The organism is Pantoea sp. BL1 (assembly GCF_000963985.1).
GTDB classification, from domain to species: Bacteria; Pseudomonadota; Gammaproteobacteria; order Enterobacterales; family Enterobacteriaceae; genus Pantoea; species Pantoea rwandensis_B.
The window spans coordinates 1-24,465 of record NZ_JZRH01000018.1 but is presented as its reverse complement, the minus strand read 5'-3'; the positions used below and the strand labels follow the sequence as shown (position 1 = coordinate 24,465).

Genomic DNA, 24,465 nt, shown 5'->3' with positions numbered 1-24,465 from the left:
ATGAATCAAAGCCCACGTAGCAAAGGCCGCCCGGAAGCACTGGCGGAGAAGGTTTATCAGGCACTGAAACAAGACATTTTTGAGTTTCGTTTGATGCCCGGTGACCGCTTTAGCGAAAACGAAATCGCCGATCGGCTCGACGTGAGCCGCACGCCGGTGCGTCAGGCGCTGTTCTGGCTGGAGCGCGAGGGCTATGTCGAAGTGTGGTTCCGCAGCGGCTGGCAGGTGAAGCCGTTCGACTTCGAATACTTCGAGGAACTGTACGACTTCCGCACCGTGCTGGAGCGCGAAGCCGTGCGCCGCCTGTGCGCGCTGCCACCGCTGGCCTGTGCGGAGATCCTGACCGAACTGAAAGGTTTCTGGATCGATGCACCACGCCTTGAGGATGGCAAAGCGGTGTCGGCGCACGATGAAGCCTTTCACATGGCGCTGGTGGCCGCCGCTGGCAATCAGGAGATGGCACGCATCCACGCCGAACTGACCGAAAAAATCCGCATCATCCGTCGTCTCGACTTTACCCGTGACGACCGGGTAGATGCGACATACCGCGAACACGCTCAGATTTTACGGGCGATTTTTCAGCAAAAAACCGAGGAGGCACAACGCATTTTAACCGACCACATCGCTGTCAGTAAGGCAGAGGTCAGAAAGATCACATTGCATATGTTACAGCAGGCCCGGCTTCAACCCATTGAATAAAAACACTAACACATTTAGAGGGTTAACGATGAAAAGACGTTCGTTGCTAAAAGCTTTTGCGCTCTCCGCCACTGTGGCCAGTTTGGGCTTTACCTTTGGTGCCCAGGCCGCTGATACCATCAAAGTCGGCATCATGTCGTCGCTTTCCGGCACCATGGCGATCTCCGAGACGCCGCTGAAAGACGTGGCCCTGATGACCATTGATGAAATCAACGCCAAAGGCGGCGTGCTGGGCAAAAAGCTGGAACCGGTGGTGGTCGATCCGGCATCTAACTGGCCGCTGTTCGCGGAAAAAGCGCGCCAGCTGTTAACGCAGGATAAAGTCGCGGCAGTATTCGGTTGCTGGACCTCGGTCTCACGTAAGTCGGTGCTGCCGGTGTTTGAAGAGCTGAACGGCCTGCTGTTCTATCCCGTGCAGTATGAAGGCGAAGAGATGTCGCCAAACGTGTTCTATACCGGTGCCGCCCCTAACCAGCAGGCGATTCCGGCAGTGGAATATCTGATGAGCGAAGACGGCGGCAGCGCCAAGCGCTTCTTCCTGCTGGGTACCGATTACGTCTACCCGCGCACCACCAACAAGATCCTGCGCGCCTTCCTGCACACCAAAGGCATTCAGGATAAAGACATTGAAGAGGTCTACACGCCGTTTGGCTACAGCGATTATCAGACCATCGTTTCTAACATCAAGAAGTTCTCCGCCGGTGGCAAAACCGCCGTGATCTCCACCATCAACGGTGACTCCAACGTGCCGTTCTACAAAGAGCTGGCTAACCAGGGCATCAAAGCCACGGATATTCCGGTAATCGCCTTCTCGGTTGGCGAGGAGGAACTGCGCGGGATTGATACCAAACCGCTGGTGGGTCAGTTAGCCGCATGGAACTACTTCGAATCGGTGGATAACCCAACTAACGCGAAATTCGTGGCGGATTACCGTGCTTATGCCAAAGCGCACAACCTGCCGAACGCAGGTACCGTGGTGACCAATGACCCGATGGAAGCAACCTATGTCGGCATCCATATGTGGGCGCAGGCGGTAGAAAAAGCGGGTACCACCGATGTGGACAAAGTGCGTGCGGCGATGGCCGGACAGACCTTTAAAGCGCCGGACGGCTTCACGCTGACCATGGATAAAACCAACCACCATCTGCATAAGCCAGTGATGATTGGTGAAGTCGAAGAGAACGGCCAGTTCAACGTGGTGTGGCAGACCGATAAGCCAATCCGCGCTCAGCCCTGGAGCCCGTATATCGCTGGTAATGATAAGAAGCCGGATTATCCAGTGAAATCGACGAAGTAATGCCGTGGTCGCCTTCAAGGGCGACCCTACAAACTTCGCTCGGATAATGTCGAGGCGTCATTCATGACGTAATGACGCTCACTTAAGCCAATGAGTCCGTATTTAACCCGGCGTTCATGAATGCGTTCCCTATGAAAAGGCACCGGACAACGTAGGGTCGTCAATTAGGGTGGCCCTGCAAACTTCGCTCGGACAACGTAGGGCCGTCGTTCATGGTGACCCTGCAAACTTTGCCCGGACAACGTAGGGGCGTCATTCATGGCGACCGTTTTCAACACTGCACCACCGTAACAGGACGATAACCATGATCCTCCGCCGTTATCTTTGCTGTCTGCTGCTGCTCCTGCCGTGGCTCGCTCAGGCGGGCGATGGCGCTGATTTCGCCGCCGCCAGCCGCACTGAACAGGCCAATCTGCTGCAACAGTGGGCGGCCACTCCGCAAGCCAGCCGCTTGCCGCTGCTGCAGGCGCTGCGTAACGAAAGCATGGTCATCGACCAAAATAAACAGCCGTTCAGCAAGCAGGATGACAAACTCATTCCGCTGGACAGCGCACAACAGCCGACGGGTGAAACCAAAAAGCTGTTTATGAACAACCGGCTGCGCGTGTTAATCGCCAGCGCCCTCGCCGCCCACCAGCTGGTGAGCGATGATCCGTCTATCCGCCTGCGTGCCGCACAACAGTTGCAAAACGATGGAGCGGCCGATCAGTTGCCGCTGATCGAACAGCGCCTCGCCGTGGAAAAAGACACTCAGGTTCACGCCGTGCTCGCCATGGCCGCTGCCAACCTGCAACTGGCCAGCCCGGATGCCGCCGTACGCCTCAAAGCCGTCACGCTGCTCGGTGAATCCAGCGATCCTAATATGCAGGCCAGCCTCAATCGCTTAACGCAGGCCAGCAACGAACCCGATGCGCAGGTGCGCGCCGCGGCCACGGAGAGCCTGCAACAAATCAAAAATCGCCTGATGTGGGGCGATCTGTTCGGTCAGGCGTTTACCGGCCTGTCACTCGGCTCGATCCTGCTGCTGGCTGCGCTGGGTCTGGCGATCACTTACGGCCTGCTTGGCGTGATCAACATGGCGCACGGTGAGATGCTGATGCTCGGCGCGTACGCCACCTGGTTTGTACAAAACCTGTTCCAGCAGTTCGCACCGCAGTGGCTGGCGTGGTATCCGCTGCTGGCGCTGCCTGTGGCATTTCTGATCACCGCAGGCATTGGCATGCTGCTGGAGCGTACCATCATTCGCCATTTATACGGCCGCCCGCTGGAAACCCTGCTCGCTACCTGGGGCATCAGCCTGATGCTGATCCAACTGGTGCGCATGCTGTTTGGCGCACAGAACCTGGAAGTGGCTAACCCAAGCTGGCTGTCTGGCGGCTGGCAAGTGCTGCCTAACCTGGTGCTGCCGTACAACCGCATTGCGGTGATCCTGTTTGTATTTGCCGTGCTGGGCCTCACCTGGCTGCTGCTCAATAAAACGCGTCTGGGCCTGAGCGTGCGCGCCGTGACGCAAAACCGTGCCATGGCCGATTGCTGCGGCGTACCAACCGGGCGCATCGATATGCTGGCGTTCGGTCTGGGTTCCGGCATTGCCGGACTGGGCGGCGTGGCGCTGTCGCAACTCGGTAACGTCGGCCCGGAACTCGGCCAAGGTTACATCATCGACTCTTTCCTGGTGGTGGTGCTGGGCGGCGTAGGCCAACTGGCGGGGACTGTGGTTGCCGCCTTTGGTCTGGGCATCCTCAACAAAGTGCTGGAACCGCAGATTGGTGCGGTGCTGGGTAAAATCCTCATCCTCGTGCTGATCGTGCTGTTCATTCAGAAACGTCCACAGGGCCTGTTTGCCTTCAAAGGGAGGGTAATAGACTGATGAGCCAACCCCTGACGTTAACGCTGACGCGCAAAGCGCCGCGCCTCAGCATCAGCCTCGGCATCGTGATCACCTTGCTGCTGCTGGTGCTGCCGTTCTGCGCTCTGCTACCGGCCACGCATCCGCTGGCAATTTCCACCTATACGCTGACCTTGATCGGCAAAATCCTCTGCTATGCGATTGTCGCAGTGGCGCTGGATCTGGTGTGGGGCTATGCCGGATTGCTGTCTCTTGGACACGGCCTGTTCTTCGCATTGGGTGGCTATGCGATGGGCATGTACCTGATGCGCCAGGCATCGGGCGAGGGCTTACCAGCCTTTATGTCGTTCCTGTCGTGGAATGAGCTGCCGTGGTTCTGGGCGGGTACCCAGCACTTTGCCTGGGCGCTGTGTCTGATCATGCTGGTGCCGGGTTTGCTGGCGCTAGTGTTCGGCTACTTCGCCTTCCGCTCAAAAATCAAAGGCGTTTACTTCTCGATCATGACGCAGGCGCTGACCTATGCAGGCATGTTGCTGTTCTTCCGTAATGAAACGGGCTTTGGCGGTAACAACGGTTTTACCGGTTTCACCACCCTGCTCGGCTTTAACGTGACCGCCACCGGCACGCGTATTGGACTGTTCGTCGCCACCGTGCTGCTGTTGTTAATCAGCCTTGGCATTGGCTTCGCACTGGCGCGCAGCAAATTTGGCCGGGTGCTCACCGCCGTGCGCGATGCCGAAAACCGTTTGATGTTTGTCGGTTACGACCCCAAAGGCTTCAAGCTGTTTGTCTGGACGCTGTCGGCGGTGTTATGCGGTCTTGCGGGTGCGCTGTATGTGCCGCAGGTCGGCATTATCAATCCCAGTGAAATGTCGCCGACCAACTCGATTGAGGCGGCTATCTGGGTGGCACTCGGCGGGCGCGGCACCTTAATTGGCCCGCTTTTAGGGGCCGCGATTGTGAACGGAGCCAAAAGCTGGTTCACCGTGGCCTTCCCGGAATATTGGCTGTTCTTCCTCGGCCTGATGTTTATCCTCGTCACGCTGTTCCTGCCGCGTGGTGTGATTGGCCTGCTGCGCCGGAGGCGTGATGACTGAGCAACTGTTTACCCAACCTCATCCGGCCGATCGCCATCGCGATCAGAGCGATCCGGTGCTGCAACTGGAGAAGATCAACGTCTCGTTCGATGGCTTCCGCGCGCTTACCGATCTGTCACTGAAGATCGGCGTCGGTGAACTGCGCTGTGTGATCGGCCCCAACGGCGCGGGCAAAACCACGCTGATGGATGTGATCACCGGCAAAACCCGTCCCGATAACGGGCAAGTGATCTATGACCAGGACACCGATCTCACCCGCATGTCGTCGGTGGAGATCGCTCGGGCCGGCATTGGCCGCAAGTTCCAGAAACCCACGGTGTTTGAAGCCTTAACGGTGTTTGAGAATCTGGAAATCGCGCTGAAAAACGATAAGTCGGTGTGGGCTAGCCTGCGCGCACGACTCAACGGCGAACAGCAGGATCGCATCGACGAGGTGCTAAAACTGCTGCGGCTGAGCGGTGAACGCCAGCGCAAAGCGGGCTTGTTGTCGCACGGTCAGAAGCAGTTTCTCGAAATCGGCATGTTGTTAGTGCAGGACCCGCATCTGCTACTGCTCGACGAACCCGCGGCGGGTATGACCGACGCGGAAACCGAGTACACCGCCGAGCTGTTCCGCAGTCTGGCAGGCAAGCATTCGCTGATGGTGGTGGAACACGACATGGGTTTTGTCGAGACTATTGCCGATCACGTCACGGTGCTGCATCAGGGCCAGGTGCTGGCAGAGGGATCGTTACGCGAAGTGCAGGCGAACGATCGGGTCATCGACGTTTATCTGGGGCGCTAAGATGCTGCAAGTATCCGAACTGAATCAATATTATGGCGGCAGCCATATTCTGCGCGGTCTTTCGTTTGAGACGAAACCGGGCGAAATTACCTGCCTGCTGGGCCGCAACGGCGTGGGCAAAACCACGCTACTGAAATGCCTGATGGGACTGATCCCGGCAAAGTCTGGCGAGATTCGCTGGCAGGATAAGGTGATCAACAGCCGTAAGCCGCATCAGCGTGTGCAAGCGGGTATTGCTTATGTGCCGCAGGGCCGCGAAATTTTCCCGCGCCTGACGGTGGAGGAGAATCTGCTGATGGGGCTGGCACGCTTCTCGGGATCGCAGTCCAAATCCGTGCCCGAGGAGATTTACCAGCTGTTCCCGGTGCTGCGCGAAATGAAGGCCCGACGCGGCGGCGATCTGTCCGGTGGGCAGCAGCAGCAGCTGGCAATCGGTCGTGCTTTGGCATGTAAGCCGCAGCTGTTGATCCTTGACGAGCCGACCGAAGGGATCCAGCCGTCGGTGATCAAAGAGATCGGCGCGGTGATCCGTCAGTTAGCCCAGCGCGGTGATATGGCGATCTTACTGGTGGAGCAGTTTTACGATTTCGCCGCCGAGCTGGCCGATCAGTATCTGGTGATGTCGCGTGGAGAGATCGTACAACGCGGCACGGGATCCAATATGGAAGCAGAAGGCGTGCGCGGGCTAGTGGCGATTTAACCGTAGGGTGCGCATTCAGGTACAAACCGGGCACATGGGTTACAGTTATAAACGGCGCCCCTACGGCTCAATGCCTATCGCTATAGCGGCGCCATTTATTGTGTGAAATTACTGAGCCGGTTTCGACTCCAACTGGAACACGCTGATATTCTCCACCAGCGATCCAACCTGCTGATTCAGCGCACGCGCCGATTGAGCGGACTGCTGTGACAGCGTGGCGTTCTGCTGGGTGGCGGCATCCATATGCGTCACCGCCAGGTTCACCTGCTCAATACCCACGCTCTGCTCCGCGCTAGCGGATGAGATGTTCTCCATCAACTCGCACAGCTGCTTCACGCTCTCGACGATCTCCTGCATCGACGATCCCGCGCCTTTCACCAGCGTATTGCCCTGCGCAATCAAACTCACTGAACGATCGGTCAAACCACGAATATCACGCGCTGCGGAAGCCGATCGCTGTGCCAGCGCACGCACTTCCGATGCCACCACCGCAAAGCCACGACCATCATTACCCGCACGCGCCGCTTCGACCGCTGCATTCAGTGCCAGAATATTGGTCTGGAATGCAATGCCATCAATCACCGTGACAATCTCATTGATCTCACGTGAAAACTGGTGAATCTCGCCCATTGCCACCACCACTTTCTCCACCACCTCGCCACCCTCGCCGGCGCGATGGCGGGTATCACGCGCGATATCGCTGGCATGGCGTGCGTTCTCGGCATTGTTTTTCACCACGGAAGTCAGCTGCTCCATTGAAGCTGCGGTCTCTTCCAACGCACTGGCCTGCGCTTCGTTGCGCGCCGACAACTCGCGGCTGCCGTGTGCGACCTGATCGGTGGTATCGGCTATTGCCTCCGTCCCCGAACGCACGCCGGTCACAATACGCGTCAGGTTGTGATTCATATCACGCAGCGCCGCCATCAGCTGTGCGGTTTCATCACGTCCTGAGACCGCAATCTGGGCACGCAGATCACCTGCCGCCACGGTCTTCGCTACGTTAATTGCCTGCTTCAACGGACGCGTGATGCTCTGCACCAGCCAGGCCGTAATGCACACGCCGACCAGCAAGATACAGCCCATCGCGATCAGCAGCAGCATGCGGGTTTTCTGGTAATGGGCGAGGTTGTTGGCTTCGATCTCCTGATGCATCTGCTGCGAGCGTTTCAGCGTGGCGGCCACCAGATCGTCGATTTGCTGTGTCGGTGCGCGGTCGATACCGGTGACCAGATGGTCAACGCGTGCCGCACTGTTAATATCGCTGATACTGTAGTTTTCCAGCGCCGCCAGATATTTGCTCTCCAGCCCGGCATGCACCGCGCGCGCCTGTTCCACGGGAGCGTCAGGTAACCCCAGCGACGTCTGAATCTGGCTCAGCTTACTCAGCAGCGCCTGCGTTTGTTGGCTCTCTTTCAAAAACGCCTTTTTGTACTTATCGAAGGTCTCCTGCCCTTGGGTGCCGCGCAGCAGGGTATTTTTCCACTCCTGTACCTGTATCTTGAACTGCACCTGCGCACTGCGCGCGGTGTCGATGCTGTCGGCAATCAGCACTTCACGTGCCATCACGTCCTGATTGTTTTCCAGCGCCTGCATATTGACTTGCAGTCCGTGCAGTCCCATCAACAATGTGGCGAGCAACAGCAGCGTGGCGAGAAAACCCAGCCGCTGGCCAATTTTAAACTGATTGAGCTTCATAAATCTGAACCCTGGTAAAGAGAGAGGAGAACCAATGTGACGAATGTCGCAAGGGTTATCGTCCAACAGGAAGATGGGCTTTATACGATTGGCAAGGATATTGCGTGACAGTTTTGTGAATAGCGAAGCGGTAAAGTTGAGGCGGCACTCAGGCCGCCTGCGATTAGAGAATGCCGGTCTCCACGCTGAAATGGCGTTGCTCGCCCGAGGCCAGCTCAATCAAGGTTCCAGCACGCTGTGCCGCCTTAAATCCTTCTGGCCGACAAGTTGAGGGCAGCACGTAAGCCGCGACCTGCTGATCGTGATTGTGCAGCAACCAGCGTGTGGCGTGGGGGAACTGTCGGCTATCGAAGCGCGTCATCAAGGCATAGCCTTCTGGGGCATGCAGTTCGAACTGCACCTCGTTGCCGTATTGCGGCAGATTATCGGCAAAGAACACGATTTCCGGATCGCACATCTCCGGTTGATCTAGCTGCTGCAATGTCTGGGGATCGCGCGCCAGCCGATCGGTGTACGCGGTCCACTGGGGCGTTGGTTTCACATGTGCCGGGATCGAGGTGCGTAACTTGAACGCATCCTGCGGAATCGACTGCTTAAAGCGGCCATTTGCCAGCCAGGCGCTGTTCAGGTGACACATGTACTGTAACGGCATCGGCGCGCCCGCCAGATTGGTGACGTTCATCTCAATCTGCAAGCGCGGCGCGTTAGCGTGCAACCGCACTGCTGGAGCAGCCAGATAGTGATGACCAAAACCTTTCACATATTCCGTTTCCCCTTCCAGAGAAACGCGATCCTGCTCCAGCACGATCCACGCGCTGTCCATACGCGCGCAGGCCATTTCACCGTGCAGCGGATGTTCGTCATCGGGCGCAGGACAGCCATTCGCCAGCAACCCAGAATGGAAGGCAAAACAGCCGTAGGTATCGATAATCGAACTGCCCAGCAGCGGCTGTTTAAAGCTGTGTCCCATGGTGAGGGAATGCCCATCAAAGGTCGCATCCCACACCATTTGACCGTAAAACGGCAGCACAATCACCGTGCCGCGCTGGTTGCTGATACGCACCGCTTCCACACCCGCCGGATAACGAAACAACTCGACGTGAAAATACTCATTGTGCAACAGCGTGCTGGGCGTTTCATGAAACTGTTCACGTCTCAGCGGTAATCGGGTTTTCATGGCATCTCCTCAACCAAACGACCAGCCTGAATGGCCTGATTTTTATGGCGCAGCTCGCCCCAGAAATAGAACCCTACCCAGGCAAAGCACAGCAGCGAGACACCAAATGCCAGCTGCATCGATCCCAGATGATCAGAGGCGAATCCCTGTATAGCCGGGATAAACGCCGCACCCACAATCGACATCACGATAAACGCGCCTGCCACTTCGGTATACTTGTTATCCACCGTAGCTAACGTGCCCGCATAGATGGTGGCCCAGCAAGGGCCAAACAGCACGCTGACAAACACTGCCGCGTATACAGCGGTAAAGTTTGGCACAAACATCACCCACGCGAGGGTGATCACACCCAGAATCGAGTAGGCAATCAGCACTTTTTCCGCACGGAAGCGCGTCATCAGGAAGTTGGCGACAAACTTACCGATAAAGAAGCAGATAAAGCTGTAAATCATAAAGTTAGAGGCGTGACGTTCGTTTGTTGCCCCCAGCGTCAATGCCAGACGAATGGTGAAGGACCACACCGCCACCTGCATCCCGACATAGAGGAATTGCGCCACGATGCCACGTTTAAAGTGACGATTACCCGCCAGATAGCGGAAGGTTTCACCCAGCGAGGGCAACGACTTCTCACTGGATTCCGGCTTGCAACGTGGATAGCGAGTGAACAGAAACAGCAGCATCACCACCACTAACACCATCACCAGATATTTGTAGGGTTCCAGCGTGTGCTCCAGCATGCTAAGACGGAAAGCGTGGGCCTGCTCGGCGTTCATGCCCGCCATCTGCGCATGCAGGCTTTCACCATCCTGAAACACCAGATATTTACCCAGTACGATGCCCATCAGCGCACCAATCGGATAGAACGTCTGGCTGATGTTAAGGCGTAGCGTGGCGTGATCGCGGTGGCCAATCATCGAGCTATAGGTATTCGCCGCCGTTTCGAGGAAGCTAAGACCAATGGCGATGGCGAAGATCGCCGCGAGGAACATGGTGTAAGTCGCCATATGTGACGCCGGATAGAACAGCACGCAACCGACGATATACAGCACCAGTCCCATCAAAATCGCCAGCTTGTAAGTGGCTTTACGGATCACCAGCGAGGCGGGAATCGCGATCAAGAAGTAGCCACCGTAAAACGCACTCTGCACCAGGGCACTGGCAAAATCGCTCAGCGCAAACACGCTTTTGAATTGCGTAATCAGGATATCGTTTAAGCTCGCGGCACAACCCCACAATGGGAACAGGCACGAGAGCAAAATGAACTGAAACAGTGGCGTCTTATTCAGATAGCCGTCAGGTTGCTGAACAATGTTCTGTTGCATGACTCGACCTCAGTTTAGGTTGAGAAAACGCTGGAAGGTTTCCGCGTCAGGATAGGAGCGCTGCGTGCCACGGCCGGTCACGCTGCAGGCGGCATAAGCCGAGGCTTGCGACATTGCGGCCGCGATATCGCCGGTTTTTACCAGCTCGTGGGCAAAACAGCCGATAAAAGCATCGCCGGCACCGCTGGTATCCACCGCCTGCACCGCCGTTGGTGCCACATGACGCAGATGGTCGCCGGACATCCACAGTGAACCGCGTCCACCGAGGGTGATAATCAGGTTCTTCAGACCGCGCTTGAGTAACACCTGCCCCGCCCGTTTCACCTCATCATCCGTGCCCACCGGCATACCGGTGAGAATCTCCAGTTCGGTTTCATTGGGCATAAAGAAGTCACATTTGCAGGCGTAGTCGATATCCAGATTCGCCACCGCCGGTGCCGGATTGAGAATCACTTTGATGCCGTGTTGACGTGCAAAATCAATCGCGTAGTAGACGGTTTCCAGAGGAATTTCGAGTTGCAGGATGATCAGCTGGCAGGCTTTCAGCGCCTCGGCTGCCGCATCAATATCGGCGGGTTTGAGCTGCTGGTTGGCGCCTTTGATGATGAGAATGCGGTTCTGCGATTGGTCATCAACAAAGATCGGTGCCACGCCGCTGGAGGTACCCGGCGCGGTGGTGACAAATTGGGTATCGACGCCCTGCTGCTTGAGGTTCGCTACCGTGTTCGGCGCAAACAGATCGTCGCCCACTTTGCTGACCATCATCACGCTGGCACCCATTTTCGCGGCAGCCACCGCCTGATTCGCCCCTTTGCCACCACAGCCGATGGCGAAATCAGGCGCTTCCAGGGTTTCGCCCGCTTTCGGCATCTGATTGGTGTAGGTAATAAGGTCCACCATATTCGACCCAATAACCGCGATATCCATTGTTTACTCCCCGGTGAATTTTTTAGCTTTTAAATGTTATTTAAATAACATTAGCAGGTATAAAAAGTGATCGGTGTGACAAAATTCACATCCTGAGCAGCCCATGAAAACGATTTATTCCACAACAGCGGCAATAGATATGTGATTATTTTAACAAAACCACATCAGCGCCGTTGACGCTTTCAGCGCGGTGTGGGAAGTTTGCGGGGCGATCTCATTACAGGTAATATTGAAAAATTGCCGGCTGGAAAAGTCGCAAATCATTAAAATATGAGAGATTTACCGCGAAATTTCGGTGGCGCTTCTGCCACGCCGACGGGTAAAACCTTTCTTCCTCAGGATAGTCATTACACAGAGATGCTCATGGAAACCCGGCGCGAAGAACGTATTCACAAGCTGGCGCAAGCACTGAAGCGCACCGATAAGCTGCACCTGAAAGATGCGGCGCAACTGTTGGGCGTCTCTGAGATGACCATTCGTCGCGATCTGACCGAGCCAGCCTCTACGGTGGTCCTGTTGGGGGGTTATATTGTCAGCGATCCGAAAAGCCATGCCGGGCACTATTTCGTCTCCGATCAGCACGGGCAAAATGCCGCACGCAAACAGCGCCTGGCGCAGGCCGCAGCCAGTTTGATCAGTGAAAATGACACAGTGTTTTTCGATTGTGGCACCACCCTGCCTTATATCGTGGATGCCATTCCGGACACGCTCGCGTTTACCGCGATTTGCTGCGCCATGAACACCTTCCTCGCGCTGAAAGAGAAACCCGCCTGTAATGTGATATTGAGTGGCGGCGAGTTTCATGCCGATAACGCGCTGTTTACGCCGATTGGCGCGCACTCGATCCTCGACGATCTCTGCCCGACGCTGGCCTTTATCTCCGCCGCGGGGATCGATCAGGAACAGGGCGCAACCTGCTATAACATCAATGAGTTAGCGATGAAACATCACGCCATGCTGCGTTCGCGCACGCGCGTGTTGGTGGCGGACAGCAGCAAATTTGGCAAAGTGCTGCCCGCGCGCATTGGCGAGCTACGTCGTTTTGATTTACTGGTGAGTGATAGCGCGCCAGAACCGGCGATGAAGAGCTGGCTGGCGCAACAGAATATCCCGCTGCGCCTGCCTTAAGATCAGGCTTTGCGGTCGATCACCGCATCGCCGTCGCGCAGACGGCGCAGGTTATCGCAGATCCCTTTGATAATTCCCTGCATTGAGACATCGGTGACGCCGCCAATATGCGGCGTCGCGATCACGTTATAGCGGAACACCGGATCTTGTGGATCGGGTGGCTCCTGCCAGAACACATCCAGCCCGGCGCCAGCCAATTTTTTCGTTTCCAGCGCTGCCAGAAACGCCTGCTTCTCGATCAGGCCACCGCGACCCAGGTTGATCAGGAAACTGTCTGGTTTCATCTGCGCCAGCGCATCGGCATTAATGATGTTATGCGTCGTAGCATTGTCAGGCAGGCTGAGCACGACAAAATCGGCCTGCTGCAACAGTTCTGGCAGCTGCGCCATATTACCGACCCAGTCGAGTTGATGTTGGCGCGCAAAAGCTTCATCCGCTTCACGTTTTACCCCAATCATACGCATGCCAAACGGAGCCAGTCGCTTCGCCAAAGCTTTGCCGATGCCGCCCAGCCCCACCAGTCCCACGGTTTTGCCCATCAGACCTAAGCCAATGGGTTGACCCAGCCTCTGGTGTGCCAGGCAATTGGCGATCTCATGCTGACGACGTGCCAGGCCAATCATCATCCAAATCCCCAACTCCGCCACCGAATCGGCATTACCGGAATGATCGGAGGGAACGTTCGCCACCATAATGCCGGCCTTTTTGGCCGCTTCAAGATCGACACCTTCCAGCCCGACACCCGCCTGCTGCACCAGCTTCAGGCGATCGGACGTGGCGATCAATCGGGCATCCACCCGGCACATACCAGGAATTAGCGCATCAAAACCGGCCAGACTCTCCGCCGCATGGCCCGCCGAGGCAATAAACTCCATATCCGGTAACGTCTGACGAATGGCCGGAATTAATCCGCCCCAGGCATGTTCATCCGCAGCAATCAGCACTCTCATCGAACCCCCTCCGTTTTCCAGGCAAAAAAGCAGCATAGCGACTGTTGAGTGAGAATCAATCAGTTATGGGCGCTCCTGAAGATTCAACGCCATGCGGCTGTGATTGCCAGGTGAAAACGGCTAAACTTCAGCATCTGAGGTTCCACCATTCACAGACCAGAGGCTCATTACAACGTGGCTCAATTCGTCTATAGCATGCATCGCGTCGGCAAAGTGGTTCCGCCGAAGCGTCACATTCTGAAGAACATCTCTCTTAGCTTCTTTCCTGGCGCCAAAATCGGTGTACTCGGCCTGAACGGCGCGGGTAAATCCACCCTGCTGCGCATCATGGCCGGTATTGATACCGATATCGAAGGGGAAGCACGCCCACAACCGGGCATTAAAGTCGGCTATCTGCCGCAGGAACCCAAACTCAACCCAGAGCACACCGTGCGTGAATCTGTGGAAGAGGCGGTTTCTGAAGTGGTTGGTGCACTGAAGCGTCTCGACGAAGTGTACGCACTGTATGCCGATCCTGATGCCGATTTCGATAAACTGGCTGCCGAACAAGGTCGTCTGGAAGAAGTGATCCAGGCGCACGATGGTCATAACCTCGACACCCAGCTGAACCGTGCTGCTGATGCGATGCGTCTGCCAGACTGGGATGCCAAAATTGGCAACCTGTCCGGTGGTGAGCGTCGCCGCGTCGCGCTGTGCCGTCTGCTGCTGGAAAAGCCAGACATGCTGCTGCTCGACGAACCGACCAACCACCTGGATGCAGAATCCGTGGCCTGGCTGGAGCGTTTCCTGCACGACTTCGAAGGCACCGTGGTGGCGATCACGCACGACCGTTACTTCCTCGACAACGTGGCTGGCTGGATTCTGGAGCTGGACCGCGGTGAAGGTATTCCGTGGGAAGGCAACTACTCCTCTTGGCTGGAGCAGAAAGATCAGCGTCTGGCGCAGGAAGCTTCTTCTGAAGCGGCACGTCGTAAGTCGATTGAGAAAGAGCTGGAGTGGGTTCGTCAAGGCGCGAAAGGCCGTCAGTCTAAGGGCAAAGCCCGTCTGGCGCGTTTCGAAGAGCTGAACAATACCGAATACCAGAAACGTAACGAAACCAACGAATTGTTCATTCCACCAGGTGCGCGCCTCGGCGACAAAGTGCTGGAAGTGACCAACCTGAGCAAATCGTATGGCGACCGCGTACTGATCGACGATCTGACCTTCTCGGTGCCGAAAGGCGCGATTGTCGGCATCATCGGCCCGAACGGTGCCGGTAAATCGACCCTGTTCCGCATGATGTCCGGTCAGGAGCAGCCCGATTCTGGCACCATCGAGCTGGGCGAAACCGTCAAGCTGGCGTCTGTGGACCAGTTCCGTGACGCGATGGACAACTCCAAAACCGTGTTTGAAGAAGTGTCAGGTGGTCAGGACATTATGCGCGTCGGCAACGTTGAGATGCCGAGCCGTGCCTATGTTGGTCGCTTTAACTTCAAAGGCACCGATCAGGGCAAACGCGTTGGCGAGCTGTCCGGTGGTGAGCGTGGCCGTCTGCACCTTGCGAAACTGCTGCAAGTTGGCGGCAACCTGTTGCTGCTCGATGAACCGACCAACGACCTGGACATCGAAACCCTGCGCGCGCTGGAAAACGCCCTGCTGGAGTTCCCAGGCTGTGCCATGGTGATCTCGCATGACCGTTGGTTCCTTGACCGTATCGCCACCCACATCATCGATTATCAGGATGAAGGTAAGGTGGAGTTCTTCGAAGGTAACTTTACCGAGTACGAAGAGTACAAGAAACGCACCCTCGGCGCTGACGCGCTGGAGCCGAAGCGTATCAAGTACAAGCGCATGGCGAAGTAATTGTCATGATGTGAAAAAGGCGCCGATTGGCGCCTTTTTTATTGCTGTAGGGTTAAGCCCCCAGCATCTGCTTCACCAGCTCAACGCAGCGCAGGAAGCGCGTATCGTAGTCATCCTCTTTCACATGGACGAACTCAATGTTGTTTTCACGCAACATGGTCACCAGCATCGACTGAAACTCGCGGCGATCCATCGAACTGCCCAGGCTGCGCAAACCGTCTGCCACCCACGGCACGTTGTTTTCCAGCAGAATCACCAGATCGAAACGGTACTCATCGATCAGCGCCTGCACAAACGGGTGCTCGCGCCCTTCATACTTGAGGCAAAACGCCTGTGTGGTAACAAAATCGGTATCGATAAACGCCACTTTGCTGGCATATTTCACTGCGAAATCAATGTACTGTGCCTGACCCAGCGCAATCTTATCGTAGTCAGAATACTGCAATGCCATCTCATCGCCACCGAGGTGCGAGAAGACATAATCGCGGCCATATTCCCAGGCACTGGTGGTGTTAAAGATATTCGCCAGCTTGTTCACCAACGTGGATTTGCCACTGGATTCACCGCCGAGGATCGCCACAGTGCGCACAAAGAACGGCTTCACTTCAGTCGGAATGTATTCCCAGTAACGGAACGGATCCTGACGAATCTGCCCGCCGCTGATGTTCATAAAGGATCGATTGGGATCGATCACCACCGTCGAAATACCGAGATGCTGTTGGTACATTGCCGCATCAGCTTCTTCACTGGTGTAAATGCAATCCGGCTCAATGCCCTGCTCGGAGAGGAATTTCTTCACCCCTTCACTCCACACATCCCAGCCGTGCGGATAGGGTTCAATTCCCTCTTCATCAAACGAGTGGATGCGGATGTTCTTCTGGTATTTGAAGGTCTGCAATAGCCAGCGCAGGCGATCGCTCACGGTCGGCTGCTGCGACATGGCGCTGTTTTCAAACAGCTCACGATCGCGCGGATCGTCGTGTCCCATAATGATGTGCAGCTCATCCACCTGGCTGCAGGCGCGCTGGATCAGATAGATATGGCCAGTGTGCAGCGGGTAGAATTTACCGAACACCACGCCAACGGTTTTGTCACGACGAGGAAATTCCAGCCCAAGAAATCGGTGAAGCGCTTCCAGCTTTTGCGCGCTCGGGCTTTTGATTTTGGCATTCAGCAACTGGCTTAAGTAGCCTTTGGTCATCCCGCTGGCATCTGCAACCTGCTGCAGCGTATGGCCCTGCTGGCGTATGGCGGTTTTCAGGTAGTCGAACGATGACATTTGGTGCCTCCTGCATGGGAAATAATGGGATGGGGTATGCGCTGGCCCTCACCCCGGCCCTCTCCAGTTTACGTGAGAGGGAAAAGTCTGTGCGGTACGTTTATCAAGATGCGCATGAATGCGCACGCTACATTGACGGTGAACGTTAGGGGCGGCAGGTATGCCGCCCGACGAAATTACAGCTCGTCCAATATCGCCAGTGCATCCGCCAGCTTCTTGGCGCTGTACACCTTCATGCCGTCGATGGCCTTTTTCGGTGCATTGCCCGCCGGCACAATCGCGCGCTTGAAACCGTGCTTGGCCGCTTCGGAAATTCGCTCTTGACCGCTTGGCACCGGACGAATTTCACCGGCCAGCCCGACTTCACCGAAGATCACCAGATCCTGCGGCAGTGGACGGTCACGCAAGCTCGATACCATCGCCAGCAGCAGCGCGAGGTCAGCGCTGGTTTCGGTGACTTTCACACCACCGACCACATTGACGAACACATCCTGATCCGCCATTTGTAAACCACCGTGCCGGTGCAGCACCGCCAGCAAAATCGCCAGACGGTTTTGCTCCAATCCAACCGCGACACGACGCGGGTTGCCCATCATTGAGTGATCCACCAGCGCCTGAATCTCCACCAGCAGCGGACGCGAACCTTCCCACACCACCATAACCGAACTGCCAGAGGTGACTTCATCGCCGCGTGACAGGAAAATGGCTGACGGGTTACTGATTTCACGCATGCCCTGCTCGGTCATGGCGAACACACCCAATTCGTTCACCGCACCAAAGCGGTTTTTGTGGCTACGTAGCGTGCGGAAACGGGAATCGGCATCGCCATCCAGCATCACTGAACAGTCGATGCAGTGTTCCAGCACTTTTGGCCCGGCCAGCGAGCCATCTTTGGTCACGTGGCCGACCATCACAATCGCTACGCCGCGTGTTTTAGCGAAGCGCGTCAGGTAAGCGGCCGTTTCACGCACCTGCGCGACGCTCCCAGGCGAAGACTGGATATCCGCCATGTGCATCACCTGGATGGAGTCGATTACCATCAGTTTCGGCTGCTCCTGCTCGGCGATCAGACAGATCTGCTCGATGCTGGTTTCCGACAACATGTTCAGGTTTTCGGTGGGTAATCCCAGACGATGGGCGCGCATCGCGACCTGTTGCAGTGACTCTTCACCGGTGACGTACAGGGTTTTCATCCCTTCGGACAGCTTGCACATCACCTGCAACAGCAGCGTCGATTTACCGGCTCCCGGATTACCACCGATTAAAATCGCACTGCCTGGCACTACGCCGCCCCCCAACACGCGATCAAACTCTTTGAAGCTGGTGGAGAAACGCGGCACGGCTTCGAGGCTGATCTCTGACAGCTTCTGCACCCGGCTGGGCCCCGCGCTCCCGGCATAGCCGCTCAGACGCTCATTACGCGCTGCCGCAGGCGAGGCGGCAATACGCACCTCGGTGATGGTGTTCCACGCGTTGCAGGCGCTGCACTGCCCCTGCCAGCGTGGATAATCTGCGCCGCACTCGTTACAAACGAAGGCGCGTTTTGCCGCTTTGGCCAAATCAAATCCTCAGTTAACGCTCTTCGTGAATCAAGCTGCCGGTCAGGATGCAGAACACACCCATCAAATCGGCATGGCGGATAATGATCGACGCCTGCTCATTCACTTTGGGTTTAGCGTGATAAGCGATACCCAATCCCGCCGCCTTGATCATCGGCAGATCGTTGGCGCCATCGCCAATCGCGACAGTTTGTTCTGGCGCAATGTCATGACGTTCGGCGAGATTTTTCAGGGTATCGGCTTTAAATTGCGCATCAACAATCTGCCCCAGCACTTCGCCCGTCAGCTTGCCATCGCGCATTTCTAACTCGTTGGCGACGGCCGCAGCCAGATGCAGTGTCTGACGCAAATGGTCGGCATAGTAGGTGAATCCACCGGAGGCAATCGCCACCTGCCAGCCCAGCGCCTGCAGTTTATGCACCAGCGTGGTCAGGCCTGGCATCAGTGGCAGCGTATCGCGCACCTGCTTGAGGATGTTGGCATCAGCACCCGCCAGTTTTGCCACGCGTTCACGCAGGCTGGCTTTAAAGTCCAGCTCACCGCGCATCGCACGTTCGGTGACTTCTGACACCTGCTCGCCGCAGCCCGCCAGTTTGGCAATCTCGTCGATGCATTCAATCTGAATGGCGGTGGAATCCATGTCCATCACCAGCAATCCTGGGGTTTTCAGATGCGGGATCTTGCCAAGCGGCGCCACATCAAACCCCGCATCGTGCGCCAGTTTGGTCGCACGTGGCGTCAGTGAACCGGCCAGACGAACCACCTGATACTCATCGACATTCCAGGCGCTGACGATCACCATCGCCGCACCCAGCAGATGCTGATAATCGGTCAGTTTTTGTTTATCGAGTCCGCGCCCATACAGCAACCAGCCAGTCCGACCGGCACGGTAATCCAGCGGCATCACTTCATCACCGCTGAGAGAGAGGGGTAGACCCGGCCAGAGTGAAACATCGGCGGGCAGATCGCACCAGGTAAGACGATTTGGCATTACAGCTCCTGTAGGGACAACAAAACCACGCAAGAGGCTACCTTGTCTGCGCGGGTTCTGGCAACATAATTGCCAGCCTTTCTGCTGTTACGTCACACGGGTTTCTGATGGTTAAAACCGCACTGAAATTTCGCCTGCATCGCACGGTGATTGTTCTTATCTCGCTGGCCCTGTTAGTGGTGCTGATGCAAGGGGCATCCTGGTTCAGTCTCGGCCACCAAATGGCACGCTCTGAGCAGGTGGAAGAACTGGCGCACACGCTGACGCGTCAGGTGGCGTTTAGTCTGAAACCGCTGATGGACAACAGCGACGACAATCGTACGCAAATCGAAGCCATCCTTAATCAGATGACCGATAACAGCCGCATTCTGGATGCCTCAGTCTATGCCGACGACGGCAGTCTGGTGGCACACAGCGGTGAAAGCATTAATGTGCGCGATCGCCTGGCGCTGGATGGTAAACGCGCCGGCAGCTACTTTAACCACCAAATCGTGCAGCCGCTGGAAGGCAAAGAGGGACCGCAAGGCTTCTTACGCGTGACGCTGGATACCCACGTGCTGGTCACCGAATCACGTCAGGTGGACAACACCACCAACATTCTGCGTTTGATGATGCTGCTGGCGCTGGCGATTGGCATCATCCTCACTCGTACGCTGCTGCGCGACCGTCGTACCCGCTGGCAGCAATCACCGTTCCTGCTCACCGCCAGCCGCGCGGTGAAAGAGGATAAGGAACGAGAGGAAGAAGAAGCGGCCACCACCTCAGAGAATGAAAAAAGCCCTTAAGCCATTTTATGGATGGTCTCATCCAGCGTATCCAACTGCTGCAATGCTTGCGTGGCGATACGCTGGAAATTGGCGCTAAACATTTCGTCATCCGCAATCGCCTGCCAGTAGGTTTTCGCCATTCCACAAGCTGTGCGCCACACTTCACCCGGTAATGAGATATCTAACTTTAATGCCAGTTCATCACGCATATGCCCCTGCGAGTTAGGAGCCAGTGCCATTGGCAGCATGTCGTAGGCAGGTGTCAGATTGAATGTTTCCCGGTCGGTGAAGAAAGATAAATTCCCTGCGTGCATATCACTGTTACCAATCAGGCGACCAAATGCCCATTGCAAAGTGCCACGCTGTAGGGTGACATCATCAATGCGCTGCTGATGGTGCAGTTCACGCAGCGCAGCAGGCCAGTGTTGTTGATGACCAACAAACTCTGCGCTGACGGCCTCAAGTGAACTCATCTCGCGTCGACCACGCTCACCGATGCGATCAAAACGCTGTACTTCAAGAAATAGCTGCTCTTCACCTGCAATCAATTGGCTTTGCGCCGCCGTCACACCTGCGGCTTGAAGATGCAGCAATGCCAGATGTTCCGCACGGAGCAAATCACGCCAGCGCTGCGCATTATCGCTGTGGCGCGACACAGTGAATTTCACCAGACAGTGACGATCGCCATTCGCTGTCGTGGCATAGCAGAGAAATTTCGGTTGCTCGCCGCCCGCCGATGACCCTGGCTCATCACCACTTAGCGCATGCAGTGCTCGCTGCGGGTAAGATGACGCTTTCTCTTCTTCACTGATGGCGCGCGGTGCTTCCTGCTCTAACCAACGCTGATAGGTGCGCTCACCGATGATGAATGCGCCCGGCATGTCGACGCCACCGCTTGCCAGCGCCATTAAACACTGATCGTCACTCCACAAACGAATGTCGTCATTTAATCCCAATGGATGGGCATTCTCTCTGCCCCACTGACGACCAATAAAACCTTGCGGGCGCATATCCTGTAAAAACCACGGCAACCCTTCATAAAAGTGGCCTCGCCCCTGCTCATCGTTATGCAGGCAACTGCCCTGCGGCCAGGTCGGTAACAAAGTGCCTGCAGGCTGCGCCTGGCCATGTGCAGAGATGCGATACAGCGGGAAGCGGTCTTCACCGCGAATCGGACGGAGCAAAGCATAACGCGTCGCACGGGCTCTGCCCCATTTCACGATTTGGGGCTGTTGCCGTAATTGCCGCGACAACGTCGCCTGACTGATGCCAGAGCGTTGCAGTAAATCGGCTGCACCGAGCGGTCCCGTCAGCAGCAAACTTTGCAGATCGACCATTGTCGTTCACCCTATCAGCGCCTGATGAATAGATTTGTGAATAGATTTATGCATAGATTTTATCATAAAAAAAGCCCGCACAGCGGGCTTCTTAGAATCATCACAATCTTTACCGTGAATAGATACTTTTAGCGTTGTGTCAGCAACGCCTGCAGCTCTGCCAGCGTCTTCACCTGCCAGGTCGGTTTGATATGTTCCGGCAAAGGACGCGTACCGTGATCGATCCAGCAGGTTTTCAGCCCCGCATTCATGCCGCCCAGAATGTCAGACTCAGGGGTATCACCGACCATCAACACGCGGCTGCGATCCGGGTTGCCGAGCAACGCCAGCGTGTGGTCGAAAATCGCCACATCCGGCTTCGGTACGCCGACCTGCTCAGAAATCACCAGCTCATCAAAGAACTCGCGGAAACCGGTACGTTCCAGACGCGCCTGCTGCAAAGCGGTAAAGCCGTTGGTAATGATGGCGATCTTCACTTTACCCTTCAGCGCGTTGAGCAACTCAGCTGCGCCGTCGAGAGGCAGGCAAATATCTGCCATCGCACTCAGGAAATCGCTGTTCAGCACTTCAGGCGCGACGCTGAGTTTCTCACCCCACAAGGTGAAACGACGTGTTTGCAGCTGCAAGGCTGAAATGGTGCCGTTTTGATAATCGACCCACAGCGGTTTGTTGATCGCCTGATAATCGGCGTAATCTTGATCGCTAAAGTGCACGTCATAGCTGGCGAACATTCGCTGTAAACCGGCGTAGGCGTCAAAATGAAAAAGTGTGTCATCCGCATCAAACAGGATGCAGTCCCAGTCGTTTAACATAGTGTCCCTTTTTACAGAGTTAGCGCCATGATAATGGCATCTTCACGGCCGTTGGCGGTGGGATAGTAGTTGGGTCGTACGCTGACCTGATGGAAATCCAGTTGCTCATACAGCGCAATCGCCGGGTGATTCGAGGCTCGCACCTCAAGCCACAGCGTCATCACATCGCGCTTTTCCAGCTCAGCAATCAAATGTTCCAGCAGCTGGCGCGCATAGCCGCGGCGCTGAAAATCGGGATCGACCGCAATGTTGAACAGCGAGGCTTCATCCAGCACCACTTGCGTAATGGCGAACCCTGCCAGTTTACCCTCGGCTTCCAGACGATAATTCACAAAACGTTCGCCCTGATTGCTGGCAAACGTCTGCTCGCTCCACGGAAACGCGTGGCTGCGACGTTCAATGGCCAGCAGCTGCGGCTGGTCTTCAGGGATGACTAAAGAGATGGCTGTCATGGTTACACATCTGTTGCCACAGGGCGCGTTTTGCCGCACCGCTGCTGATTAATTCGTTGAAAACGGCGGTGGAAAAGGTGATGCCGTTAAAGGTGTATTCGCTCTCGACGCCCAGCAACCAACCGGCACAATCCACCTGCTCAGGCAGCATCGGCAGCTGTTCCGGCGTCAGCGTCATCACCTGCGAAGGCTGAATATTCAGGGCTCGCAGGACATCGCGAATTAAGGGTTCCTGCAGCGCGGGGGCATGTTCAGCCACCATCACCAAACGGGTGTCCGGGGCCAGCGTCACGGCAATTTCGCCCTGCAGCACGCGCGGACGCCGCAATTGATACTGCGTAATCCCCATTTGCTGTAGAAGCCAGTCGCGCCTTGTGCTCATGCTATTACCCGTTATGCTGCCAGAATGCGACGCTATGCTAGCAAACCCATCGAACATGCGCCAACAAAGCACTATAATCCCCGCTCTGATTTAACAGGAGCGTTCCATGTCTGCTTTTACCCCGGCCAGCGAAGTGATTCTGCGCCACAGTGATGAATTTACCGCCCGCCATGTTTTGTTTGCTGGCGACCTGCAGGATGACCTGCCCGCCCAGCTGGAAACCGCATCAACGCGCGTGCACACCCAGCAGTACCATCACTGGCAGAACCTGAGCCGTCGCCTCGGTGAACGTGCGGTTTATAGCATGGTGGCCACTGCCGCCGATGTTGAAGGCTGCGATACGCTGGTTTATTTCTGGACGAAGAACAAGCCAGAAGCGCAGTTCCAGCTGCAAAACCTGCTGTCGCTGATGCCGGTCGGCTGCGATATCTTTGTGGTCGGTGAAAACCGCAGTGGCGTGCGCAGTGCAGAAGGCATGCTGGAAGACTGGACGAAACTGGAAAAAGTCGACAGTGCGCGTCGTTGCGGTCTCTATCATGGTCGTCTGGATACACAGCCAACCTTTGATGCCAGCAGCTACGGCAATACTTACATGATCGAGCACCTCACCATCCACACGCTGCCGGGCGTATTCAGCCGCGATGGGCTGGATATTGGTAGCGATCTGCTGCTCTCCACGCTGGAGCCGCACTTCCGTGGCAAAGTGCTGGATATCGGCTGCGGCAGCGGCGTGCTCGCCACCGTGATGGCACAAATCTCCCCACGCATCCGTTTGTGGCTGTGTGATGTGCATGCTGCTGCCATCGAAGCCAGTAAACTGACGCTGGCCGCCAACGAACTGGAAGGGGAAGTGTTCGCCAGTAACGTCTTCTCGGATGTCACTGGCCGTTTCGATATGATCATCTCTAATCCACCGTTCCATGACGGCCTGCAAACCAGCCTCGATGCGGCCAACACGCTGATTCGTGGTGCCTTAAAGCATCTGAACAGCGGCGGTGAACTGCGTATTGTGGCTAACGCCTTCCTGCCCTATCCGCAGATTCTGGATGAGACCTTCGGTAACCACGAAGTGCTGGCGCAGACCGGACGCTTTAAGGTCTACCGTGCCGTGTACGGACGCGGCGCCAAAGCGCGTAAATAACCCATTTTGCGCTTCCCGACGGTGAAAATGTTGTTTTTTGCAGCAATCGTTTCATCGTCGTGAAATATGTATTGACGCAAAGAGTAAAATCTCTAGAATGCGCCTCCGTGGTTAGCAATACTTTAGGGTGTTGCAAGGTACGCGACGGTGGCGGAATTGGTAGACGCGCTAGCTTCAGGTGTTAGTGTCCTTACGGACGTGAGGGTTCAAGTCCCTCCCCTCGCACCAATAATCACAAAGTTTATATCATAGCACTGAGCGATGGTGGCGGAATTGGT

At 56.2% G+C, this 24,465-nt stretch carries 22 protein-coding genes and 1 tRNA gene; 11 read left to right on the top strand and 12 right to left on the bottom strand.

Going from position 1 to position 24,465, the window contains the following annotated elements; all coding sequences use genetic code 11:
* From VH86_RS10440 to urtE, 6 genes are all read left to right on the top strand, one after another.
* Window positions 1-699, top strand: a complete 699-nt coding sequence (locus VH86_RS10440; protein WP_038649195.1) for a GntR family transcriptional regulator — start codon at window positions 1-3, stop codon at window positions 697-699.
* A 28-nt stretch (window positions 700-727) separates the two neighbouring features.
* The gene (urtA, locus tag VH86_RS10435) at window positions 728-1,996 is read left to right on the top strand and encodes an urea ABC transporter substrate-binding protein (RefSeq protein ID WP_034826208.1); all 1,269 of its coding nucleotides are present in this window, start codon (window positions 728-730) and stop codon (window positions 1,994-1,996) included.
* A 304-nt stretch (window positions 1,997-2,300) separates the two neighbouring features.
* Entirely contained in the window at window positions 2,301-3,866 is a 1,566-nt protein-coding gene (urtB, locus tag VH86_RS10430) for an urea ABC transporter permease subunit UrtB (RefSeq protein WP_045832849.1), read from the top strand.
* The gene (gene urtC / locus VH86_RS10425) at window positions 3,866-4,942 is read left to right on the top strand and encodes an urea ABC transporter permease subunit UrtC (protein WP_045815947.1); all 1,077 of its coding nucleotides are present in this window, start codon (window positions 3,866-3,868) and stop codon (window positions 4,940-4,942) included. Before urtB ends, urtC begins: the two co-directional genes overlap by 1 nt.
* Complete coding sequence (gene urtD, locus VH86_RS10420; protein ID WP_034826215.1) at window positions 4,935-5,726, top strand: urea ABC transporter ATP-binding protein UrtD; 792 nt, start codon at window positions 4,935-4,937, stop codon at window positions 5,724-5,726. Before urtC ends, urtD begins: the two co-directional genes overlap by 8 nt.
* Window position 5,727: 1 nt before the next feature.
* Window positions 5,728-6,426 (top strand): urea ABC transporter ATP-binding subunit UrtE, encoded by a 699-nt coding sequence (urtE, locus tag VH86_RS10415; RefSeq protein ID WP_045832848.1) that lies wholly within the window; start codon window positions 5,728-5,730, stop codon window positions 6,424-6,426.
* Window positions 6,427-6,534: 108 nt separating this feature from the next.
* On the opposite strand, the gene VH86_RS10410 is transcribed toward urtE, so the two are convergent.
* The 4 genes from VH86_RS10410 to rbsK all read right to left on the bottom strand — a co-directional run bounded on the left by VH86_RS10410 (window position 6,535) and on the right by rbsK (window position 11,547).
* The gene (locus tag VH86_RS10410) at window positions 6,535-8,121 is read right to left on the bottom strand and encodes a methyl-accepting chemotaxis protein (RefSeq protein WP_045832847.1); all 1,587 of its coding nucleotides are present in this window, start codon (window positions 8,119-8,121) and stop codon (window positions 6,535-6,537) included.
* 163 nt (window positions 8,122-8,284) lie between these two features.
* A complete protein-coding gene (locus tag VH86_RS10405; protein WP_045832846.1) occupies window positions 8,285-9,298 on the bottom strand; it encodes an aldose 1-epimerase family protein in 1,014 nt (337 codons plus the stop codon).
* Complete coding sequence (fucP, locus tag VH86_RS10400) at window positions 9,295-10,620, bottom strand: L-fucose:H+ symporter permease (RefSeq protein ID WP_045815942.1); 1,326 nt, start codon at window positions 10,618-10,620, stop codon at window positions 9,295-9,297. Before fucP ends, VH86_RS10405 begins: the two co-directional genes overlap by 4 nt.
* A 9-nt stretch (window positions 10,621-10,629) precedes the next feature.
* On the bottom strand, window positions 10,630-11,547 hold the full coding sequence (gene rbsK, locus VH86_RS10395) for a ribokinase (protein ID WP_045832845.1): 918 nt from the start codon (window positions 11,545-11,547) through the stop codon (window positions 10,630-10,632).
* A gap of 363 nt (window positions 11,548-11,910) precedes the next feature.
* Between rbsK and deoR the strand changes: the two genes are divergently transcribed.
* Window positions 11,911-12,675, top strand: coding sequence for a DNA-binding transcriptional repressor DeoR (gene deoR, locus VH86_RS10390; protein WP_038649214.1), 765 nt, complete (start codon window positions 11,911-11,913; stop codon window positions 12,673-12,675).
* 2 nt (window positions 12,676-12,677) lie between these two features.
* Here deoR and VH86_RS10385 read toward each other — a convergent pair whose 3' ends face one another.
* Window positions 12,678-13,625, bottom strand: coding sequence for a 2-hydroxyacid dehydrogenase (locus VH86_RS10385; protein ID WP_045832844.1), 948 nt, complete (start codon window positions 13,623-13,625; stop codon window positions 12,678-12,680).
* A gap of 174 nt (window positions 13,626-13,799) precedes the next feature.
* Between VH86_RS10385 and ettA the strand changes: the two genes are divergently transcribed.
* Window positions 13,800-15,467, top strand: coding sequence for an energy-dependent translational throttle protein EttA (gene ettA, locus VH86_RS10380; protein ID WP_072017012.1), 1,668 nt, complete (start codon window positions 13,800-13,802; stop codon window positions 15,465-15,467).
* A 52-nt stretch (window positions 15,468-15,519) separates the two neighbouring features.
* Here the strand turns inward: ettA and nadR are convergent, their stop codons facing one another.
* From nadR to serB, 3 genes are all read right to left on the bottom strand, one after another.
* Window positions 15,520-16,746, bottom strand: a complete 1,227-nt coding sequence (nadR, locus tag VH86_RS10375) for a multifunctional transcriptional regulator/nicotinamide-nucleotide adenylyltransferase/ribosylnicotinamide kinase NadR (RefSeq protein ID WP_038649223.1) — start codon at window positions 16,744-16,746, stop codon at window positions 15,520-15,522.
* 176 nt (window positions 16,747-16,922) lie between these two features.
* Window positions 16,923-18,305, bottom strand: coding sequence for a DNA repair protein RadA (radA, locus tag VH86_RS10370; protein ID WP_038649226.1), 1,383 nt, complete (start codon window positions 18,303-18,305; stop codon window positions 16,923-16,925).
* Between the two features lie 13 nt (window positions 18,306-18,318).
* Window positions 18,319-19,296 (bottom strand): phosphoserine phosphatase, encoded by a 978-nt coding sequence (gene serB / locus VH86_RS10365; RefSeq protein ID WP_038649229.1) that lies wholly within the window; start codon window positions 19,294-19,296, stop codon window positions 18,319-18,321.
* A 107-nt stretch (window positions 19,297-19,403) separates the two neighbouring features.
* Between serB and VH86_RS10360 the strand changes: the two genes are divergently transcribed.
* A complete protein-coding gene (locus tag VH86_RS10360) occupies window positions 19,404-20,081 on the top strand; it encodes a YtjB family periplasmic protein (protein WP_038649232.1) in 678 nt (225 codons plus the stop codon).
* Here the strand turns inward: VH86_RS10360 and yjjJ are convergent.
* From yjjJ to VH86_RS10340, 4 genes are all read right to left on the bottom strand, one after another.
* A complete protein-coding gene (gene yjjJ / locus VH86_RS10355; RefSeq protein ID WP_045832843.1) occupies window positions 20,078-21,400 on the bottom strand; it encodes a type II toxin-antitoxin system HipA family toxin YjjJ in 1,323 nt (440 codons plus the stop codon). The genes VH86_RS10360 and yjjJ overlap by 4 nt on opposite strands.
* A 128-nt stretch (window positions 21,401-21,528) precedes the next feature.
* Entirely contained in the window at window positions 21,529-22,212 is a 684-nt protein-coding gene (gene yjjG, locus VH86_RS10350; protein ID WP_045832842.1) for a pyrimidine 5'-nucleotidase, read from the bottom strand.
* An 11-nt stretch (window positions 22,213-22,223) separates the two neighbouring features.
* Window positions 22,224-22,664, bottom strand: a complete 441-nt coding sequence (gene rimI, locus VH86_RS10345) for a ribosomal protein S18-alanine N-acetyltransferase (protein ID WP_045832841.1) — start codon at window positions 22,662-22,664, stop codon at window positions 22,224-22,226.
* The gene (locus tag VH86_RS10340; protein ID WP_045815935.1) at window positions 22,636-23,046 is read right to left on the bottom strand and encodes a DNA polymerase III subunit psi; all 411 of its coding nucleotides are present in this window, start codon (window positions 23,044-23,046) and stop codon (window positions 22,636-22,638) included. The genes rimI and VH86_RS10340 overlap by 29 nt, the downstream gene beginning before the upstream one ends.
* Before the next feature lie 106 nt (window positions 23,047-23,152).
* Between VH86_RS10340 and rsmC the strand changes: the two genes are divergently transcribed.
* Window positions 23,153-24,187 (top strand): 16S rRNA (guanine(1207)-N(2))-methyltransferase RsmC, encoded by a 1,035-nt coding sequence (gene rsmC, locus VH86_RS10335; protein ID WP_038649247.1) that lies wholly within the window; start codon window positions 23,153-23,155, stop codon window positions 24,185-24,187.
* 141 nt (window positions 24,188-24,328) lie between these two features.
* Window positions 24,329-24,415 (top strand) — tRNA-Leu (locus VH86_RS10330).
* The last annotated feature ends 50 nt before the right edge of the window (window positions 24,416-24,465 follow it).

Bases quoted from the DNA above. Each gene is read 5' to 3' on its own strand.
- VH86_RS10410 (WP_045832847.1), bottom strand. From the start codon at position 8,121: ATGAAGCTCAATCAGTTTAAAATTGGCCAGCGGCTGGGTTTTCTCGCC.
- urtA (WP_034826208.1), top strand. From the start codon at position 728: ATGAAAAGACGTTCGTTGCTAAAAGCTTTTGCGCTCTCCGCCACTGTG.
- urtC (WP_045815947.1), top strand. From the start codon at position 3,866: ATGAGCCAACCCCTGACGTTAACGCTGACGCGCAAAGCGCCGCGCCTC.
- deoR (WP_038649214.1), top strand. From the start codon at position 11,911: ATGGAAACCCGGCGCGAAGAACGTATTCACAAGCTGGCGCAAGCACTG.
- urtE (WP_045832848.1), top strand. From the start codon at position 5,728: ATGCTGCAAGTATCCGAACTGAATCAATATTATGGCGGCAGCCATATT.
- rsmC (WP_038649247.1), top strand. From the start codon at position 23,153: ATGTCTGCTTTTACCCCGGCCAGCGAAGTGATTCTGCGCCACAGTGAT.
- rimI (WP_045832841.1), bottom strand. From the start codon at position 22,664: ATGACAGCCATCTCTTTAGTCATCCCTGAAGACCAGCCGCAGCTGCTG.
- urtB (WP_045832849.1), top strand. From the start codon at position 2,301: ATGATCCTCCGCCGTTATCTTTGCTGTCTGCTGCTGCTCCTGCCGTGG.
- fucP (WP_045815942.1), bottom strand. From the start codon at position 10,620: ATGCAACAGAACATTGTTCAGCAACCTGACGGCTATCTGAATAAGACG.
- yjjG (WP_045832842.1), bottom strand. From the start codon at position 22,212: ATGTTAAACGACTGGGACTGCATCCTGTTTGATGCGGATGACACACTT.
- rbsK (WP_045832845.1), bottom strand. From the start codon at position 11,547: ATGGATATCGCGGTTATTGGGTCGAATATGGTGGACCTTATTACCTAC.
- VH86_RS10360 (WP_038649232.1), top strand. From the start codon at position 19,404: ATGGTTAAAACCGCACTGAAATTTCGCCTGCATCGCACGGTGATTGTT.
- nadR (WP_038649223.1), bottom strand. From the start codon at position 16,746: ATGTCATCGTTCGACTACCTGAAAACCGCCATACGCCAGCAGGGCCAT.
- serB (WP_038649229.1), bottom strand. From the start codon at position 19,296: ATGCCAAATCGTCTTACCTGGTGCGATCTGCCCGCCGATGTTTCACTC.
- VH86_RS10340 (WP_045815935.1), bottom strand. From the start codon at position 23,046: ATGAGCACAAGGCGCGACTGGCTTCTACAGCAAATGGGGATTACGCAG.
- urtD (WP_034826215.1), top strand. From the start codon at position 4,935: ATGACTGAGCAACTGTTTACCCAACCTCATCCGGCCGATCGCCATCGC.
- VH86_RS10405 (WP_045832846.1), bottom strand. From the start codon at position 9,298: ATGAAAACCCGATTACCGCTGAGACGTGAACAGTTTCATGAAACGCCC.
- yjjJ (WP_045832843.1), bottom strand. From the start codon at position 21,400: ATGGTCGATCTGCAAAGTTTGCTGCTGACGGGACCGCTCGGTGCAGCC.
- VH86_RS10440 (WP_038649195.1), top strand. From the start codon at position 1: ATGAATCAAAGCCCACGTAGCAAAGGCCGCCCGGAAGCACTGGCGGAG.
- VH86_RS10385 (WP_045832844.1), bottom strand. From the start codon at position 13,625: ATGAGAGTGCTGATTGCTGCGGATGAACATGCCTGGGGCGGATTAATT.